Source organism: Qipengyuania sp. L-5Y (genome assembly GCF_056859455.1).
The window spans coordinates 68,513-87,426 of the sequence record NZ_JBSXOM010000032.1 but is presented as its reverse complement, the minus strand read 5'-3'; the positions used below and the strand labels follow the sequence as shown (position 1 = coordinate 87,426).

General features: G+C 60.9%; 18 protein-coding genes. 14 read left to right on the top strand and 4 right to left on the bottom strand.

Features of this window, described 5'->3' with window-relative positions; translation table 11 throughout:
• Positions 1-27 precede the first annotated feature (27 nt).
• The 3 genes from AC13F2_RS14050 to AC13F2_RS14040 are packed head-to-tail and all read left to right on the top strand — an operon-like array spanning position 28 to position 2,955.
• Positions 28-384, top strand: coding sequence for a hypothetical protein (locus AC13F2_RS14050; RefSeq protein ID WP_446117617.1), 357 nt, complete (start codon positions 28-30; stop codon positions 382-384).
• A complete protein-coding gene (locus AC13F2_RS14045) occupies positions 377-1,762 on the top strand; it encodes an NAD(P)H-hydrate dehydratase (protein WP_482965565.1) in 1,386 nt (461 codons plus the stop codon). Before AC13F2_RS14050 ends, AC13F2_RS14045 begins: the two co-directional genes overlap by 8 nt.
• A complete protein-coding gene (locus AC13F2_RS14040) occupies positions 1,759-2,955 on the top strand; it encodes a class I SAM-dependent RNA methyltransferase (protein ID WP_482965564.1) in 1,197 nt (398 codons plus the stop codon). The genes AC13F2_RS14045 and AC13F2_RS14040 overlap by 4 nt, the downstream gene beginning before the upstream one ends.
• Here the strand turns inward: AC13F2_RS14040 and AC13F2_RS14035 are convergent.
• The 4 genes from AC13F2_RS14035 to AC13F2_RS14020 are packed head-to-tail and all read right to left on the bottom strand — an operon-like array spanning position 2,952 to position 5,398.
• Positions 2,952-3,728 carry a hydrolase 1, exosortase A system-associated gene (locus AC13F2_RS14035; protein WP_482965563.1) on the bottom strand — a complete coding sequence of 259 codons (777 nt, stop codon included), beginning with the start codon at positions 3,726-3,728 and terminating at the stop codon, positions 2,952-2,954. The genes AC13F2_RS14040 and AC13F2_RS14035 overlap by 4 nt on opposite strands.
• Positions 3,725-4,402, bottom strand: coding sequence for a hypothetical protein (locus tag AC13F2_RS14030; RefSeq protein ID WP_482965562.1), 678 nt, complete (start codon positions 4,400-4,402; stop codon positions 3,725-3,727). The genes AC13F2_RS14035 and AC13F2_RS14030 overlap by 4 nt, the downstream gene beginning before the upstream one ends.
• 8 nt (positions 4,403-4,410) lie before the next feature.
• Positions 4,411-4,713 (bottom strand): acyl carrier protein, encoded by a 303-nt coding sequence (locus tag AC13F2_RS14025; RefSeq protein WP_103023727.1) that lies wholly within the window; start codon positions 4,711-4,713, stop codon positions 4,411-4,413.
• Positions 4,714-4,759: 46 nt separating this feature from the next.
• A complete protein-coding gene (locus AC13F2_RS14020; RefSeq protein WP_375246475.1) occupies positions 4,760-5,398 on the bottom strand; it encodes a GNAT family N-acetyltransferase in 639 nt (212 codons plus the stop codon).
• 348 nt (positions 5,399-5,746) lie between these two features.
• Here AC13F2_RS14020 and AC13F2_RS14015 point away from each other — a divergent pair, with 348 nt between their 5' ends.
• The 11 genes from AC13F2_RS14015 (at position 5,747) to xrtA (ending at position 18,911) form a co-directional block, all read left to right on the top strand.
• Positions 5,747-7,261 carry an acyl-CoA ligase (AMP-forming), exosortase A system-associated gene (locus tag AC13F2_RS14015; RefSeq protein ID WP_482965561.1) on the top strand — a complete coding sequence of 505 codons (1,515 nt, stop codon included), beginning with the start codon at positions 5,747-5,749 and terminating at the stop codon, positions 7,259-7,261.
• Positions 7,258-8,484 (top strand): pyridoxal-dependent decarboxylase, exosortase A system-associated, encoded by a 1,227-nt coding sequence (locus tag AC13F2_RS14010; RefSeq protein ID WP_482965560.1) that lies wholly within the window; start codon positions 7,258-7,260, stop codon positions 8,482-8,484. Before AC13F2_RS14015 ends, AC13F2_RS14010 begins: the two co-directional genes overlap by 4 nt.
• A gap of 160 nt (positions 8,485-8,644) precedes the next feature.
• Complete coding sequence (locus AC13F2_RS14005) at positions 8,645-9,289, top strand: XrtA/PEP-CTERM system exopolysaccharide export protein (protein ID WP_103023730.1); 645 nt, start codon at positions 8,645-8,647, stop codon at positions 9,287-9,289.
• A 14-nt stretch (positions 9,290-9,303) separates the two neighbouring features.
• Positions 9,304-10,821 (top strand): XrtA system polysaccharide chain length determinant, encoded by a 1,518-nt coding sequence (locus AC13F2_RS14000; RefSeq protein ID WP_397490948.1) that lies wholly within the window; start codon positions 9,304-9,306, stop codon positions 10,819-10,821.
• Between the two features lie 13 nt (positions 10,822-10,834).
• A complete protein-coding gene (locus AC13F2_RS13995; RefSeq protein WP_482965559.1) occupies positions 10,835-11,872 on the top strand; it encodes a P-loop NTPase family protein in 1,038 nt (345 codons plus the stop codon).
• A 4-nt stretch (positions 11,873-11,876) separates the two neighbouring features.
• Positions 11,877-13,547, top strand: coding sequence for a preprotein translocase subunit YajC (locus AC13F2_RS13990; protein WP_196846047.1), 1,671 nt, complete (start codon positions 11,877-11,879; stop codon positions 13,545-13,547).
• A 14-nt stretch (positions 13,548-13,561) separates the two neighbouring features.
• Positions 13,562-14,761: an XrtA/PEP-CTERM system-associated ATPase gene (locus AC13F2_RS13985; RefSeq protein WP_482965558.1), complete on the top strand. Its 1,200-nt coding sequence runs from the start codon at positions 13,562-13,564 to the stop codon at positions 14,759-14,761.
• A 30-nt stretch (positions 14,762-14,791) separates the two neighbouring features.
• On the top strand, positions 14,792-15,649 hold the full coding sequence (locus AC13F2_RS13980; RefSeq protein WP_482965738.1) for an XrtA system polysaccharide deacetylase: 858 nt from the start codon (positions 14,792-14,794) through the stop codon (positions 15,647-15,649).
• Positions 15,646-16,707, top strand: coding sequence for a FemAB family XrtA/PEP-CTERM system-associated protein (locus tag AC13F2_RS13975; protein ID WP_482965557.1), 1,062 nt, complete (start codon positions 15,646-15,648; stop codon positions 16,705-16,707). Before AC13F2_RS13980 ends, AC13F2_RS13975 begins: the two co-directional genes overlap by 4 nt.
• Complete coding sequence (locus tag AC13F2_RS13970; RefSeq protein WP_482965556.1) at positions 16,694-17,932, top strand: TIGR03087 family PEP-CTERM/XrtA system glycosyltransferase; 1,239 nt, start codon at positions 16,694-16,696, stop codon at positions 17,930-17,932. Before AC13F2_RS13975 ends, AC13F2_RS13970 begins: the two co-directional genes overlap by 14 nt.
• Complete coding sequence (gene xrtA, locus AC13F2_RS13965) at positions 17,922-18,911, top strand: exosortase A (RefSeq protein ID WP_482965555.1); 990 nt, start codon at positions 17,922-17,924, stop codon at positions 18,909-18,911. The genes AC13F2_RS13970 and xrtA overlap by 11 nt, the downstream gene beginning before the upstream one ends.
• The last annotated feature ends 3 nt before the right edge of the window (positions 18,912-18,914 follow it).

Genomic DNA, 18,914 nt, shown 5'->3' with positions numbered 1-18,914 from the left:
GAGCGCCGTGCGTGGCAGCGGCTACGCATGACTTTTCCGCAACGATCCCTCTGGGTTCTTCTGGTTGCATCGCTCGGTCTTGGAGCGTGCGAGGTTTCGCCCGAGATTGCGAGCGAAGGTGGATCAACGATTTCCTGCGCGCTGGGTGGGGCAACCGATTTCACCGGCGAATGCCGTCTCGTCGAAGTAAGCGATGGCAGTGCGAACTACCTCATCATGCGGCACCCGGATGGCGGTTTCCGCAGGCTCGCACGCGCTGAAACGGTGTCCGGCCTGGCCGAGTTCGACGGCGCACAGAAGGCGGAAAGCTGGCGCGAAGGGGACGCGGTCGTGCTCGCGATCGGAGAGGATCGCTATCGCTGGGGCCAGCCCGTACGTGACTGAGCCTGTGCTCACCGTCGCCGAGATGCGCGACGCGGAGAAAGCCGCAATGGATCGCGGGACCAGCGAGTGGGAGCTGATGCAGCGTGCCGGGACCAACGCAGCGCAATGGGTCATCCGCATGGCTGCAGGACGACCGGTCACGGTGCTTTGCGGACCCGGGAACAATGGCGGTGACGGTTATGTGATCGCGGACGTGTTGAGCCGGGCGGGGTACGAAGTGGACGTGATTGCGCCCGTGGAGCCAAAAAGCGAGACCGCTCGCAAGGCGCGGTCGGCCTTTCAGGGCAAGGTCACTCTTCATGGCGCTCTGCGCACAGGCGTGGTGGTCGATTGTCTGTTCGGGTACGGCCTGGATAGAAAGGTCGAGGAGCCGTTCTCGAGAATACTGGAGAAAATGGCAGCATCACCCTGTTATAAAATAGCTATCGATGTCCCGAGTGCAGTTCAGAGTGACGCTGCGCGTGTGCTTGGCCCGCTTCCTCGGTATGACCTGACGCTGGCTCTTGGCGCGTGGAAGCAGGCCCATTTTCTCATGCCGGCTATGGCAGCGATGGGCGAAAAGCGACTGGTTACCATCGGGCTGGAGTTCGAAGATGTTTCATCGACGGTTTCCGCTGCGCCGACAATAACTTCGCCCAAGCCCGATGCCCATAAATACAATCGCGGGCTGCTGGCCATCGTGGCAGGGGCAATGCCCGGCGCGCCACTGCTTGCCGCGGAGGCAGCCATGCGCGCGGGGGCGGGCTATGTGAAGCTGTTCAGCGATCATTCTCATCCCGATGCGCCGGCCGAACTCGTGATCGAGCAGGGCAGCCTCGCCGATGTGCTTTCCGACGGGCGGATTTCGGCTTTGCTGATCGGACCGGGACTAGGCCGCGACGACGCGGCTCGTGAAAGGCTGGCCAAGGTTCTGGAAAGCGGAAAACCGGCAGTGCTGGATGCGGATGCGCTGCATCTTCTCGATCCGGAACTTCTGGCGATGGCCCACGCCAAGACCTTGTGCGTGACGCCTCACGAAGGAGAGCTGGCAAAACTCTGCGAGACGTTTGGCGTCACGGCGGAAAGCAAACTCGATCGGGCTCGCGCATTGGCGGATGTCACCGGCCTCACCGTGCTGGCAAAGGGGCCCGACACCGTTCTTGTGCATGACGGCATGACGTCATTTTTCCCTAGAGGCTCGAGCTGGTTATCCGTGGCAGGGTCCGGCGATGTACTGGCGGGGATCCTGGGTTCGCGGCTCGCAACCCATGGTGATCCGCGGCGTGCAGCCGACGAGAGCATATGGCTGCATCACGAAGCGGCGCGCCTTGCATCCCCGGCATTTTCTGCAGGGGAACTTGCTCACGCGGTAAAACCGGCCATGGCGTCCTTCCTGTGAGTGAAACCGAAGAAATCATCCGCATTGCTGCGCGCGGCGATGGCGTCACCGCGTCGGGGAGGCACATCTCCGGCGGCGTTCCGGGCGACACCGTGGGCGAAGATGGCACACTGACGACAGGCCCGCATCACGCCGACCCGCCGTGCCGACATTTCCCGGTCTGCGGTGGGTGCCAGTTGCAGCATGTCGATGAAGAGGCGCTACGGCAGTTCGTGACAGACCGCGTCGTCGGTGCTGCCAAGGCACAGGATCTCGCGGTTGGAGAAGTACTCGCGACGCAGCTATCGCCGCCACGGTCGCGCCGACGCGCCACCTTGCATGCGCTGAAGACCGCGCAGGGCGCCGCGCTGGGTTTCCGCGAAAGCGGATCGCACCGAATTGTGAACATGCAGGAATGCCATATCCTCGTGCCCGAGCTTTTCGCCCTGGTCGAGCCACTGAGAAAACTGATCGGTCGTTATGGCGGCCGGCAAGCGGTCGATGTGGAATTGACGCTGGTCGATCAGGGCGTCGATTGTACGCTGAAGGGTATCGAGGCCGATGGGCTGGCTGCGACTGAAGCTCTGCTGGACTTTGCGCGTGAGAATTCCCTGGCTCGCCTTTCTGTGGATCGTGGGTTTGGTCCGGAGACAAGCTGGGAACCCGAGCCGCTTACCGTTGGGCTGGGCGGCATTGCGGTGCCCTTTCCTCACGGTAGCTTCCTCCAGCCCACAGTCGATGGTGAGCGTGCGCTGGTCGCCGATGCGTTGGACTTTCTCGATGGCGCAACGACCGTGGCCGATCTTTTTTCAGGCCTCGGCACGTTCGCCTTTGCTTTGGCGGGGCCGCGGAAGGTGCTGGCAGTGGAGGCTGCGCGCGATGCGCATCTCGCCTGCAAGGCGGCTGCGAATGGGCGGCAGATACCGGTGCACACGCTTCATCGTGACTTGTTTCGCAATCCGCTGCAGGCAGAAGAGGCGAGCCGGTTCGGGGCATTGGTTCTCGATCCACCCCGGGCGGGCGCGCGGGAGCAGGTGGTTCAGATTGCGGCGAGCGAGGCCACGCGCGTGGCATACATCAGTTGCAACCCTGTCAGTTGGTCGCGCGATTCCAGAGTCCTTGTAGATGCGGGTTTCCGGCTCGAGAAACTGCGGCCAGTCGGGCAATTCCGCTGGTCGACGCATGTCGAACTGACCAGTTACTTCACGCGCTAGCGGCGCAGAACCTCGAGGATTTGCGCGCGCAGCCACTCGCTTGCCTGCGGCGTCGAATAGGCATGGTCGGCACCTGCGCAGCGCCTAATGCGTGCGTCCGCAGCGTCCCATCGTTCATCGAACAACTGGGCCGTCCTGTCGGTCTCGGCCAGGAGGATACGAACGGGTCCCGTGAAGCCCGCTATGCCCGAGCGCATCTGATTGGCAAGCGAAGAAGGCGCGGATTGTTTCTTCGAAGCCTGGCGCAATCCGCGCGCGAGTTTCTTCAGATCGACCTGGCCAGACGCCAGGCGCAGCAGTTCCTTGGGGTTTTTCAGCTTTTCGACATAGCGCGAACGCACTGCAGCAGGCGGCGGTATGTTGTCGCCGTCGTTCTCGATCGTCCACGGATTGCTGAGCACGAGGGCGTCGCATTCGGCGCCGGCATTTAGCATGAGTGCGCTTGCCGCGTCGCAATTCCCGAAACCGACGACGCGTTCGACCTGCGGTGCCAGTGCACGAAATGCAAGAAGAGCGGCTTCTATGTCTTTGCGTGAATTGCGAAATCCGCGGTTTTGACCTTCGCTGTCCCCAATCCCTCGCCTGTCGAAGCGAAACACCGGAAAACCCGCACGGGCGATGGCGGCAGCAAGGCGAGCTTGAGAATTGAATGCCCCTGCACGAACTTCATTGCCGCCGCTGACGAGGAGCAGCCCGGTCGTTCCGGGCGCACTGTCGAGTGTCGCGCCGCAGCGCGCGTCCTGGCACTCGAAAGAGAACGCGAGCCGTTTCATTTGCTAGGGTCGGTTGCGACGATGGAGGCAAGCGCTGTGGCCTGTGCGAGATCGAAATCGTTTTCGGCGCGCAGCCAGAGCGGCGTTCCGCCCACATCCGCTTGTTCGACGACTGAATAGCCCGGCGGAGCAGCGAAATCTTCGGTTTCGAGCTCTGCAAACAATTCAGGGCCGAGCGGCCACCCGCCAAGCGTGATTCCGCGCTCCCGGCCGGTTTTCCGGAGGTCTTCCGTGATTTCTTCCCGTCCGGCTTCCCGCGCGCTCAGGATGCGTGCCCGGAGCATGTTGCGCAGGATCTGCTGAGGTTTCGGCGGGGCATAGAGCCAGCCTTTACCGTCCTCCGGCACCAGCCAGCATCCAGACCGCACGGCGAGAATAGCGGTCGTGGAGAAAGTCTCCACCGCAGCGGCGATGCCGACCCGCCAATGGGCGAGCGACTGGTTGTCGAAGTCCGCCAGACTCTCGTTCCATCCCGGCAGGTCAGGTAGAAAGCAGTCTACACCGCGCGAATGGAGTTTCCGCATTGATTCAACGATTTGGTGGCGAAATCTGTTCGCTTCTTCGAACAGGGCAGGGATAATCAATATCCGTTTTTCGCGCGCTTCGTCGAAACCAAGCACCATTTCCTCACCCACGCCGCCATCGGGCAATGGGCAAGGCCAGACTGAATACATGGCGGAGGTCAGCCCTCGATCACCTTCGCTTCGGCGAAGGCAAGGAGGCCGCCGAAGTTTTCCAGCATCTCTCCGTCGACATCGTCATCCTCGATTACAATGTCGAGCCGGTCTTCCATTTCGGTCAGCAATCCGGCCACAGCCATAGAATCGAGCTCTGGCAGATGACCGAACAGGCCCGTGTCTCCAGTAAAGCTGTCTACCTGATCCTGATCGAGCCCGAGAACATCGCGCAGGATCGCGCGGAGCGTCTGGTCGATATCGCTGCGGCTCGGCCCGGTAGGCTCGGCTTGTGCGGTTTCGGCAATCATTGCTTCGGCGTTCCCTGTCGTTGGCCTTCCACTCGAGGCGAAGGCCTTAGCTGGGGCGATTGTGCGGTGCAAGGTGGCGTACAAACGCCTTGGCGATGGCAGGCCAGGCTCGCGGCTGGCGCCAGTCGAGGCAGGTGAGCCTGAAACGGGGTCGCACCTGTTCCATCCAGTCGCGTTTGTAGGCATCGCTGCCCGTCCCGAAATCGACCAGTTCGACCCCGTCGGTATCGATGACATATTCGAATAGAGCGGCACTGAGCGTCGTGCCGGCCGATAAAGGTGTCGCGGCTTCAATGTGCGCGAGCTTGTGAATATAGGCAGTGCCGTTTTCGACCGTCCAGAACTGCGCGGCGACAGGGACGCCGTCCGCGCGCGCAATGCCCAGCCGGATGCGACCGGCTGCGCCTTCAGCCGCTGCGAAAGCTTCGAGAATATCGGCCCGCTCTTCTTCCGGTTTCCAGCTTTCCGAATAGATCGCCTTATAAGCGGCCCAGGCCGTTTGGTCGAACTGTGTGAGGATATCGACGTCGACCTTCTTCGCCTTGCGTTTGAGCGTGGTGCGCATTTTGCCAGGGCGTCCGGCCCAATATTCGGCAAATGTTCGCCCAGCTACGGGCAGGACGTGATTTTCATCGCATTGATCATGCAGCACAAACCAACCCGCCTCCCGGAAAGTTTGCTCCATCTGTTCGGCCGTTCCGTCCTCATCGGGAAGAGGGGAGAGTATGACACGATGCGTTCGCGACCGTAGATCGCGTGCTAATTCGCGAATTAATTCTTGCGACTTTCCAATAGGTCGCCACGTAAAGCTGAACCAATTCGTTAACGAAGAAAGACCATTTGCGTGCCGTTGGAGCGGAACCACTACTCGGTCGTCGCTCCGTTCCGCCATCGCGAACAGCGGGTGTTCAAGCAGGGCGTACCATTCGAGCCTGTCGAAAGGGCTGCTGGCCGACAGATCAAGCCCTTGCAGTTTGGTAACCGTGTCGTGATAGCTGACTGCGATGTCCAACGGCTTTCCCTCGGAGCGTTAATGCCTGATCCCACGCCCCATCCGCTCGATCAACTGGCCGAGCGCGGGAGTGCACAGGCACCTGCGCTGGTGCTGCGTGATCGCACTCTTACCTTTGAGGAGTTGAGGAAACGTGTCTCGCTTCTGGCCGGATGGCTGGCAAGTCGTGCGGCCAAGGGCGATAGAGTGGCAAGCTGGGCAGCAAAAGGCGAGCTGACTTGTCTGCTGCCATTGGCGGCGGCGCGGGCGGGGCTGGTGCATGTGCCAATCAACCCACTGCTCAAACGGGCCCAGGTTGCGCATATTCTGGCCGATAGCGGCTCGACCATGTTGATGGGCACGAAGGCGCGTCTGACGTCTCTGGAAGATGAAGATCTACCGCCGGGCTGCGAGGCCCTTGATGAAAGCGAAATATGCGGGTTGGCAGAGGCTGAAGGTGCCGAGTTGCCCCCGTCGCGCCACGATCCCGACGAATTGGCTGCGATCCTTTACACAAGCGGTTCCACCGGCAAGCCCAAAGGCGTGATGCTGAGCCACGCGAATATGTGGCTGGGTGCCGTCAGTGTGGCGAACTATCTCGACCTTGCAGCGGATGACGTCGTGCTGGCAGTCCTTCCGTTGAGCTTCGATTATGGCCAGAACCAGTTGCTTTCGACATGGTATGCCGGAGCTTGCGCCGTTCCGCTCGACTATCTCTTCCCCCGAGATGTGGCCAAGGCCTGCGCAAAATATGGTGTCACGACGCTTGCCGCTGTCCCACCACTGTGGGTCCAGCTAACCGAGATCGAATGGCCTGCCGAGGCAATCGCCGGGATCCGGAGGCTCACCAATACCGGTGGGGCCCTGACGCGCGAATTGGTACGTGAGCTACGCGCACTCTTCCCGGAGGCACGCCTGTTTCCAATGTATGGCCTGACCGAGGCTTTTCGCTCGACCTATCTCGATCCAGAACTGGTGGACACGCACCCAACTTCGATGGGCAAGGCGATACCCTTCGCGGAAATCCTTGTGGTCGATGACGAAGGCAAAATCTGCGCGGCTAACGAGGAAGGCGAGCTGGTGCACTGCGGGCCACTGGTGGCGCAAGGATATTGGCAAGATGCGGCGCGGACTGCGGAACGCTTCAAACCCGCGCCCGCTGGCTCCAGATATGGCGGAACAGCCGTATGGTCTGGCGATCGTGTCCGGCGGGATGAGGACGGATTTCTTTATTTCGTCGGGCGGCGTGACGCCATGATCAAGAGTTCGGGCAATCGCATCAGTCCGCAAGAGCTGGAAAGTGCTGCGCTGGCGACCGGATTGGTCGCAGAAGCCGTGGCTCTGGGAGTCAGGGACGAGCGGCTCGGGCATGCCATCCATCTGATCGTCAGGCCGACGCCGACTGCGCTCGACGGCGAGGAAGCGCTCGTGAAAGAGCTTAAAAAGGAACTGCCCAACTTCATGCAACCGCATGTCATTCACTGGCGCGACGTGATGCCGGTAAACCCCAACGGAAAGATCGACCGGACAGCCTTGGCTGCGGAAATCGGCGCATGAAGCCGCTGGGCCCCATTCCGCCTGGTTTCCAGGCGATCGACGGTGAACTGGCCATTGGCGGAAAGCCGGTGAGCCATTGGACCGGGCAGGCCGGCAGAACCCCGCTGTTTGTGTATTCGCAGACACGGATAGAGCAGCGGTTCGCCGAACTTCGCGAAGCGATGCCAGATCGATTGAAGATAAATTATGCCATAAAAGCAAATAGCTTTGCGCCATTGCTTTCACTCGTGTCGAACCTGTCCGATGGACTGGATATCGCCTCCGGCGGTGAACTGGAAATGGTTCGGGCGACGGGTTTCGATCTCTCTCGCGTGAGTTTCGCCGGTCCCGGCAAGCGCGATGTCGAACTGGAAGCCGCTATTACGGCCGGCGTGACATTAAATCTGGAAAGCGAGGCGGAAGCCGGTCGCGCAATTGCCATCGCCGAACGCCTGGGCTTGACCCCATCGCTGGCGGTTCGGGTGAACCCCGATTTCGAACTTAAAGGTTCGGGCATGAAGATGGGGGGCGGGGCGAAACCGTTCGGCATCGATGCGGAGCGGGTTCCAGCCCTCATCGGAAAGATTGTGGACGCGGGGTGCAATTTTCGCGGACTGCATATCTTCACCGGAAGTCAGGCCCTTTCCGCCGAAGCGGTAATAGACATGCAGGCCAAAGTCCTCGATTGCGCGGATCGCCTTGCGCGGGAAGCAGACGTTTCATTGCCCAAGCTGAACATGGGTGGCGGTTTCGGCATTCCATATTTTCCAGGTGACGAACCGCTCGACGTCCACGCTGTGGGGCAGGCGCTCGAGGCGCAGTTTGCCGCATTGCCCGACACTCTGGCGGATGCTGAACTTTTTATTGAACTCGGTCGCTATCTTGTTGGCGAAGCAGGAGTTTATCTCACACGCATTGTCGACCGCAAGGTGAGTTACGGCGAAACCTATCTCGTGACCGATGGGGGCCTTCATCACCAGCTGGCAGCCTCCGGCAATTTCGGCACTGTGGTACGACGAAACTATCCGGTGGCAATCGCGAGCCGGTTCGACGTGCAGCCGGAGGAAGAAGCCAATGTCGTGGGGTGTCTGTGCACCCCGCTGGACCGTCTGGCGGACAAGGCGCACCTGCCACGGGCCGAGGTAGGAGATCTGATCGCGGTGTTCTGCGCGGGCGCTTACGGTGCCAGTGCATCACCCAGTGCCTTTTTGGGACAGGGTCCTGCAATAGAGATGCTGGTCTGATCAAAACCGACTAATGCAAAATCGCCGTGAAATCTGCGGTTTCGACGGCCTATGGCTAACAGTCTGTTCACCTATTTCGGGCATTAGCTGTTCCATAACGGGGAGTATCGGGCGCGCAACTCGTTCGATGCTTTCCAGGACGATGCCAGGGAAATGATTAATGCGCTTAACCCGAATTGCTTCGCTTACAGCCGGATGCGTTGCCGCTACGCTTGTTCTGGGCGGCTGCGCGAGCGGGCCTGAAACCGAGCTTCCTCCGGCAACCTTCGTCGCCATGCAGGAAGGTCCGGGCGAGGAATATGTGATCGGTCCTCTCGATGAGTTGACCATTCACGTCTGGCGCAATCCGGAACTGGGTGCAGAAAAAATTCAGGTGCGCCCCGACGGCCGAATTACCATACCGCTTGTGAAAGACATGCCGGCAGTGGGCAAGACGCCGTCCATGCTGGAGGAGGATATCCGCCTGCAGCTGAGCCAGTACATCGAAGATCCGCTGGTGTCGGTCATCGTCAATGAATTCGCCGGTACATTCAGCCAGCAGATCCGCATCGTGGGCGCGACGGAGAAACCGGCTTCGCTGCCGTACCGGGCCAACATGACCGTGCTCGACGCGATGATCGCGGTGGGCGGCCTTTCGGAATTCGCTGCCGGCAATCGTGCGAAACTGATCCGCTTCGACAAGCAGGTTGGAAACCAGCGCGAATATGCGCTGCGCCTGACCGATCTTTTGAAGCGCGGCGACAGCAAGGCCAATGTTCTCCTGCAGCCGGGTGATGTGATCATCATTCCCGAAAGCACCTTCTAGGGATCAGCCGGGGCATGCAGGAAGTCTTCGACGAGATCCGCAGCGCGCTGCATACGGTTTGGAACCGCCGCTGGGTCGCGCTCGGCGTGGCCTGGGTCATTTGCGTCCTTGGCTGGCTGGCGATCGCATTCATCCCCAACAGCTATGAAAGCAGGGCGCGGATCTACGTCGAACTGGAAGATGTCCTGTCCGAACAGCTCGACATATCCGGCGATGGCAAGCAGGCCATTACCAAGGTTCGCCAGACCCTGGTAAGCGGGGTCAATCTGGAACGGGTGATCCGCACCACGAAGCTGGGCGAGAAAGTGGTGACGGATGCGGAGATGCAGGCCGCGGTCAAGAGCCTGACGGAAAGCATCGTCGTCAAAAGCGAGCAGGACAATCTGTTCGAAATTACCGCCACCATTGGCAAATCGAACCTGAGCGATGCTGAAAACGCCGCGCTCGCCAAGGACGTGGTTCAAAGCCTCATCGACATTTTTCGGGAATCGAACGTAGCCGGCAATCGCGGTGAAGTTGCGAGCACGATCGCATTCCTCGACGAGCAGTTGAACGATCGCAAGGCCGAACTGGAATCGGCGGAGCAGCGCCGTCTGACGTTCGAGGCGCAGAACCCCGATCTGGTGGGCGGCACGGCAACGGTCGCGGGGCGTCTGCAGGGCATGCGCACCGAAATGCGAGGGGTGGATGCCGATATCGCTGCGGCGCAAAGCGCGCTTGCCGCCATCAACGGGCAGCTTGCCAGCACGCCGCGCAGCATCATGACTGCCGATAGTGGCGGTGCCCGTAACGCGCTGGCTCAGGCGCAGTCGCAGCTTGCCGCCATGCGCGCGCGCGGCCTCACGGACAGTCATCCCGATATCCAGTCGCAAAAGCGTCAGGTGGAAGCGCTGCGTGAACAGGCCGCAAACGAACCTGCCGGAACCGGCGGTTCGCCCAACCCGGCCTACACGTCGCTTCAGTCCATTCGCGCGGAACGGCAAGCCAATGTCCAGGCGCTGGAGGCACGCAAGGCGGCCTTGCAATCGGACATCTCGGCGCTGATCGCAGCACAGGCGGATGAGCCAGCCGTTGCCGCCGAGGCCAACCGCATCAGCCGCGATTATCAGGTACTCAAAGACAAGTACGATGAGCTGTTGAGAAACCGTGAGGAAATGCGCCTGCGTGGTCAGGTTGAAACCGAGCGTAGTGCGTTCAAGTTCGAAGTCATCGACCAGCCAACAGCTCCGCGCAGACCAGCGGCACCCAACCGCCCGCTGCTCTTGTTCGTGGTCCTGATCCTCGGCATCGGAGCCGGTTCGGCCGTCGCCTTCGTCATGGGGCAGCTCACGTCGAGCTTCACCACATCCGACAAATTGCAGCGCACGCTGGACCTGCCGGTCATCGGGACCATTTCCCGATCGATGACCGACGCCGCACGGCGACACGAAAGATTGCGGTTGAAACAGTTTCTGGCGGGCGCCGGTGGGCTGGGGGCAGTCTGCTTCCTGCTGCTGGCAGTCGAGATGATCCAGGTCGGATCGGTGGCCTGAGGGGATCGTGTCAGTGAACAAGCCAACGAATATCGTACCGCCCAAGGAAGACGCGGGTAAGGAGAAAAGCGCATCGCTGTTCGAACGCGCCAGCGGTGCATTCGGTCTGGATGCTCTCGTTCCGGCAGCCGTGCCTAGCGAGCTTGACGGGGAGCAAGCGAAGAAGTTTGCACCAAAGCGCAAGCCAGAGCCGGCCTCAAAGCCTGTTGCAGAGACGCCCAAGCGGCGCGCATCCGACTGGATCGGCGAGCCGGCGCAGTCGGTGGATGTTGCTGCGCCGACGGTGGTAGCGCCTGTAGAGCCGGAAACTCCGGCCATAACGTTCACCGGTCGCAAACACGAAGTGGTGCGGTCGCTGCTGCGGGAGAACGGCCTGATCGATCCCGACGGCGGCGCATCGACGCTGCTCGAAGAATTTCGCATCGTTAAGCGTCAGGTTCTGTCGGCTGCGAAGGCGGAGGGAAGTCCTCAGGCGCGCCGGGTGCTGGTGTGTTCGCCGCATCCTAACGAGGGGAAGACCTTTTGTGCGCTCAACCTCGCCATCGCTCTGGCGGGCGAGCGCGATCTGGAAGTGCTGCTGGTCGACGCCGATTTCGGCAAACCGTCGATCATGGGCAAGCTGGGCCTGGACGCCGGCAAGGGCTTCATGGACGTTCTTGCCAATCCGGCGGCTCACATCGAAGATTTCGTCGTCGGCACCGATATTCCTGGGCTCTGGGTGTTGCCTGCCGGCCAGCGCACAGGCCGCGATAGCGAATATCTTGCCAGCGAACGCACCTGGTCCGTCCTCAACAGGCTGACACGCGGCGCCCCGAACAGGATCATCGTGTTTGACAGCCCGCCTACATTGGCAGCTACACCTGCTGCCGAGCTTGCCAAGCACGTCGGCCAGGCGCTGCTTGTCGCGCGCGCGGACATGAGCAGCCGCGCTGCGCTGGAGGATGCCATCGATCTCCTGTCGGCATGTCCAGACATCAAGCTGGTGCTCAATGATGCGACATTCAGCCCGAGCGGACGAAAGTTCGGAAGTTACTATGGATATGGGGAATAACTCCATGTCTTGTAACGAAAAGGTGTTCTGGTTTGCGCGTGGTCTGCTGCTCCTTGGGATGATGATTGCGGCGCCGTTGCAGGCGCAGACTTACTCGGGCGAGGATACGACCGCGAGCGAGAGCGAAGCCCCCTCGAATGGCCGCGGGCGCATGTCCATCGATCCGTACATCGAATTCAACAATATCGCCGCTTGGCAGATTTCGCCCGTGAGCGACGTGGTGACCTATACGCAGCTTGCTGCCGGCGTTGATGCAACGATTAACGGCCGCAACAACGGCGGCAGCGTTTCATTGCGTTACGAGCGCAATTTCGCCCATCAGTCCGACGGTGCGGATTCGGATACTATCACGGGTCTGGCCCGGGGTTACGCCTCGATCATTCCGCGGGTGCTGACCGTCGAGGCAGGTGCGCTGGCAAGCAGCACGCGCGTCGATGCGCAGGGGCGCTCGGTGTTCAACCCGATCGTGGACGACAATCTGTCGACCCAGACCTATTCGGTTTATGCCGGGCCCAACCTTCAGACACGCGCCGGCGATGTCGATATCAACGCGAATTACCGCATTGGCTATACCCGCGTGGATGGTCCGGATTTCGTGACAGCAGGCGGAACGCCCGCGGACCTCTTCGACGACAGCATCACCCACAGTGCAACGGTGAGAGCCGGAACGCGCCCATACCGTCCTTTTCCGGTCGGCGTCGGCGTAGGTGCCGGCTTCTATCAGGAGGACGTTTCCAACCTCGATCAGCGGGTGCGCGACGCTTATGTACGCGGCGATGTGACCGTTCCAATCACGCCGACGCTGGCCTTCGTGGCAGGGGTCGGCGTCGAGGATGTAGAGGTGTCGAGCCGGGATGCCCTGCGTGATGCGGATGGCAATCCTGTGATCGACACAAACGGACGCTTCGTCACTGATCCCGCAGCCCCGCGTGTCATCGCTTACGATGCAAGCGGGCTGATCTGGGATGTCGGCGTCGTCTGGAGCCCCAGCAGCAGGACCCAACTCGAGGCGCATTTCGGGCATCGGTACGACAGTGAAACATTCTACGGCAGCTTTAGCTGGCAGCCGAACCGCCGCAGCAATCTGCAGATTGCCGTATATGACGGTATTCAGGGCTTCGGTGGACGTCTCAACAACGCGATCGCAGCCTTACCTACCGATTTCAGTGTGATCCGCGATCCGATCACGGGCGAGTTGACCGGGTGCGTTAACACGGTCGACGGTAACGGCTGCATTGACGGTCTGTTCGGATCGCTGAGATCATCGGTCTTTCGCGGACGCGGTGTAGTCGCAAGTTACAGCAGGCAAATCGGCCGGATGACCGCCGGCATCGGGGCCGGATACGACCGCCGCAGGTTTATCGGTGCGCCGGGAACCGTGCTCGAGCTTGCGGATGGGGTAGTCGACGAAAGCTATTACGTGACTGCAGGCGTGTCCGGGCCGGTGGGCTCGCGGGCTTCCTTCGCCATCAACACCTTCGCCAGCTGGTTCGATAGCGGTGCGTTGGGAACGGATAGCGTGCGCGCCATCGGCGCCTCGGGAAGCTATACCGAAGAGATATATCGCAACCTTTCGGCACGTGCCGCCGTCGCCATCTCGATGCTCGACAGCGATCTTGCACCCGATAACTTCACAACTGCATCGGCCCTTCTCGGCCTGCGTTACGATTTCTGATAGGACAGCGCGCCATGTACGAAGAGTTCTACGGTTTCAGCGAGCGCCCCTTCCAGCTCACGCCCGATCCGGCTTTCTATTTCGAGAGCCTCACGCACAAGAAAGCGCTGAGCTATCTCGGCTACGGCCTCAATCAGGGTGAGGGTTTCGTCGTCATCACCGGAGAGGTGGGTTCGGGCAAGTCCACGCTTGTCGCGCATCTGAAGCAGAAGCTCGATGCCGAACGGATGACCGTTGGCGAAGTCGTGACAAGCGCCCTGGACGATGACGAGATGATCCACGTTGCAGCGCGAAGTTTCGGTCTTGACATCGCCGGCGGTGACAAGGCGGCGGCGCTGGCGGCGATCGAATTATTCCTTCACGAAGAAGCACGCAATGGCCGCCGCGTACTGCTGATCGTTGACGAGGCCCAGAACCTCTCGATTGGCGCCCTCGAAGAGCTGCGCATGCTGTCGAATTTTCAGCTGGGCTCACACCCGTTGCTTCAGACTTTGCTGCTTGGGCAGCCAGAGTTCAAACAGCTTCTGGCCCAGTCGGATGAACTGGAGCAGTTACGCCAGCGGGTCATCGCCTCACATCATCTCGAGCCGATGCAGCCCGGCGAAATCGAACCTTATGTGATGCATCGCCTTCAGCATGTAGACTGGACGGGTTCTCCGGAATTCGATGGCAGCATCTGGGTAAGGCTGCACAAGACGACGGGTGGGATACCGCGCAAGGTAAACCAGGTCATGACGCGCCTCCTTCTGCTAGGAGCCGTCGAAGAGAAATCCGTGCTGGACACCGACATGCTCGACGCAGTCGTCGAAGAGATGACTGGTGATGCCGCTGCGGCTGCCGAAGATGCAGCTGCGAAACCGCGTCCTGACCGGGATCTCCCCGCCGCAGACGCGATCGCCAAGGTAAAGGACGAAGCGCGGCGTCCGGCCGCCGATGCACAGGGTGATGCGGACACCCGCAACAAGGGCTTGCTCGACCACCAGATCGAAGCGATTGAAGCGGCCTTCGCGCACCGTGACAAGCACATGATGGCACTGCGCCGCGAAGTGGAGAAATTGGGACAGAGCAAATCGTCGGGCGAAGTGCCGGACGATCTCGGCCAGCGTCTCGTCGCCATCGAGGCCAGGCTCGACGAGCAGGAGCGGTCCTTGCGCCATGTCCTCACCATGATGATCGACTATTTCGAAACGCAGGGTTCGCGCGCAGCGGCCTGAGATGGCGAGGAGCGAGCGTTGAGCGACAATATGATCGTCAACGGCCTCTCGGTCGACGTGGAAGACTGGTTTCAGGTCGGCGCGTTCGAAAACACCATCTCGCGTGCAGATTGGGATGGGCTGGAATTGCGTGTGGGGGACAACGTCGCACGCATTCTCGATCTGTTCGACGAAGCCGAGGTGAAAGCGACCTTCTTCACCTTGGGCTGGGTGGCAGAGCGCAACCGTGCAGCGATGCAGTCGATCGTCAACCGGGGCCACGAACTGGCGAGCCACGGTTACGATCACACACGGGTTTTTACCCTCACGCGCAACCAGTTTTCTGCCGACATCGCCAAGGCGCGCGCTATTCTGGAAGATGCCAGCGGAAAAGCTGTTACGGGGTATCGTGCGCCCAGCTTTTCTATCGATGCGCGCAATCCATGGGCGCATCAGGTCCTTGCAGAGCATGGCTATGCCTATTCGTCATCGGTCGCTCCGGTAGTCCACGATCACTATGGTTGGCGCGAAGCGCCGCGTTTCGCATTCGACCCGGTGCCGGGCAGTGATCTCGTCGAAATTCCGGTCACAACTGCGCTGTTGGGTAAACGCCGCCTTGCAGCAGGCGGCGGCGGCTTCTTTCGCGTGCTCCCCTATAGCTTCACCCGCTGGGCGATCAGGCAGGTCAATTCCGATCACCGACCCGCGGTATTCTATTTCCATCCATGGGAGGTCGATCCCGACCAACCGCGGGTGTCCAACGCTTCGGTGCGATCGCGATTGAGACATTACACCAATCTATCCAGAATGGCTGGCAAGTTGTCCGACCTGCTCGGCGATTTTGCCTGGGGTAGAATGGACGAACTCGCGGCAAAGGAAAGATCACGCAGCGTGAAGTGGGCCGCATGAACGCGCCGATCAGTCACACCGCGACTATTCGGCAGGCGGACTTGAGCGACAAGGCCGACGTGGCACGGATCGAACGCTTTGTAGCGGAACGCGGCGGCAGCATCTTTCACCGTCCGGCATGGCTGCAAGCGGTCGAGCGGGGCACGGGCAATTCAGCGGTGGGGCTGATGCTGGAGCGCGGCGGCGGCGTCGTAGGCTGGTTGCCGCTAACCGAGATTCATTCGGCGATCTTCGGGCGCGCCTTGGTATCGAGCGGTTTCGGTGTAGGAGGCGGGGTATTAGCCGCGCGTACCGAAGACGCCGAGAAATTGTGCCGGGCGGCGCAGGAAATGGCCCAGCGTCGTTCCGCCACAACAGTTGAATTGCGCAGCGGAACCGCTCCACCCGATTGGCTGGTTATCGATGGCAAGCATGCAAACTTCGCTGCGGATCTGGCGGAAGACGATGATGCGCAATTGCTCGCCATTCCCCGGAAAGCACGCGCTGAAGTTCGCAAGGGGCTGGCAAATGACCTTTCGGTGAGCATCGGACGTGACGAGCAGGAGCGATCCGCCCATTACGCCGTTTACGCCGAGAGCGTGCGCAATCTCGGGACGCCGGTATTCCCGCGCAGTCTTTTCGATGCTGTTCTGGATATCTTCGGAGATGATGCGGACATTCTGACGGTTCGCCAGCAAGGCGTTCCAGTGGCAAGCGTGCTGTCTCTCTATCATGACGAAACGGTCATGCCGTTCTGGGGCGGTGGAACCTGGGCAGCGCGCCACCTGCGCGCCAATGAGCGGATGTATTACGAACTGATGTGTCACGCCCGCAGGAGGGGATGCGTTCGTTTCGATTTCGGGCGCTCGAAAGTCGGAAGCGGGCCGTTCGCGTTCAAGAAGAACTGGGGGTTCGAACCGCAGCCCTTGACCTATTTCACCTGGTCGGCACCGGGCACAGCAGCGCGAAATGTCGATCCGACTGATGAGGGCTATTCCGCCAAGATCGCTCTTTGGAAGCGGTTGCCTTTGCCGATCGCGAACCGGCTGGGTCCCTGGATCGCGCGTGGGCTGGGCTGACATGGGAGAGATCCTGTTCCTTGCGCACCGCGCCCCCTTTCCGCCGGATCGCGGCGACAAGATCCGCTCGCATCACTTGCTCAAGGGGTTGGCGAAGCTGGGGCCGGTGCATGTGGGCACCTTTGGCGAAACATCGCATGATATGGCGCAGAAGAGCGCGCTTGCGTTGGTTGCCAAAACACATGCGCTGATCGAACGCACCAAGCCACTGCCGCAGGCGGGTATTGAGGCGGTGTTGAAGGGGAAGCCGGTAAGCCTCACCGCCTTCGATCACGCTGCCATGCGCCGCTACGTTGCCAAGACTTTGGGCAACCACCGGATCGACACGATTTTCGTCTTTTCGAGCCAGATGGGGCAGTACATTCCGGACGACTTCGCGGGTAGGGTCGTGATCGATCTGTGCGATGTGGATAGCGCCAAGTTCGAAGCCTATGCCGACGCCGGCCAGCGCAGGTGGATCAATCGCCGCGAGGGGCGGCTGCTTGCTACAGAAGAGATGCGGTTGGCGAACCGCGCGGATACCACCTTGCTGATCAGCGATAGCGAGGCCGCCCTTTTCCGGTCACGCCTAGATGGGTCGGAAGCGATCAATGTTCGGGCGCTGGGCAATGGGATCGATGCCGAATTCTTCGATCCGGCACATGTGCCGGTGCAGCCTGACCTGAAAGAGGGGGAGGGGCCCCAACTGCTGTTTACGGGTCAGATGGACTATCCCCCCAATGTGGCTGGGGCGGAATGGATGATAGAGAATGTCATGCCCGAACTGCGCAAAATGCATGATCGGGCACGTTTTCATATCGTCGGACGTGCACCTGTAGCGAGTCTCAGGAGCCGGCATGGCGAAAACGGCGTGCGCGTATGGGGTGAGGTGCCGGACGTTCGGCCTTTCCTGAAATCTGCCGATCTTGTCGTGGCGCCGCTGCTGATAGCACGCGGGGTGCAGAACAAGGTTCTGGAGGCCATGGCCATGGCGAAGGCGGTTGTGCTGACACCGGGGGCGGCCACCGGAATAGAAGCACAGGACGATGTTCACTTTGCGGTGGCACGGCCCGAAGCGCCTGAAATGCTGCGGCGGATGGCGACACTGCTGGCGGATGAAGGAAAGCGCGCCGAGATGGGCAGGGCCGCCCGCGATTTTGTGTTGGCGAACATGAGCTGGGACAGCGTCGACATTGAACTTGAGCGTTTGCTCGTGAGCGGCGACACTGGACGCGATGCAGCCTGACCTTGCCATTACCGGACAATCGATTGCGGGCCGCGGCCGCAGCGCGGCGCTGCTTGCGTTGGGCTGGGTGGGGCTGTTCGCAGCTACGCTGAGGGAATGGTCGGCGATGGCCCATCAATGGTGGAACATCGACACCTACAGCCATATCCTCCTGATCCTGCCCATACTGGCATGGCTCGTCTGGATACGCCGGGATGAAGTGGCACGGGTCGAGGCCCGGGGCTGGTGGCCGGGCTTTCTTTGGTGCCTGCTTGGTCTTGCCATCTGCTTCGTCGGTAGGTCGGCTGACATCAATCTGATCGCGCAACTGGGCGTGATCGTGGCATTCCAGGGTGCGACCTTCGGGATAGTCGGCCTCAGAGTTGGGCTCATCCTTGCCTTTCCTCTGGCCTACATGTTCTTCCTCGTTCCTTTCGGAGACGAGATCATTCCGCCTTTGCAGTATGTCACCGCAGAAATGGCGACCGCACTCACACTGTTCAGCGGTGTCGAAACGGTGGCAGATGGCATCCATATCGACACGCCTGCCGGACTGTTTATCGTGGCGGAGGAATGCTCCGGGGTGAAGTTCCTCGTTGCCATGGTCGCGCTTGGGGTGCTGGTTGCATACAGCTGCTTTGCGAGCTGGAAACGCCGCATCCTGTTCCTACTGGCCTGCGTGATCGTGCCGATCGTGGCCAACGGCATTCGGGCATGGGCAACGATTTTCATTGCTCAGTATGTCGGCGCGGAAGCCGCCGGCAGTTTCGACCATATCGTCTACGGCTGGTTCTTCTTCGGTATTGTCATCGCCCTGGTTCTGGGAGTGGCGTGGCGCTGGTTCGAGCGCGAGCCGGAAGAGGCAGGCTGGAGCGCGCAGCAGGTTTCGGCCCTACCAATGTTGCAACGGCTGGAGAGGAACGGTGCCAGTCCCGCGCTTGTCCTTGGCGCGACACTTACTGCCGCTTTGGTCTTTGCCGTAATGCCGCGGCTCGGCTAGGCC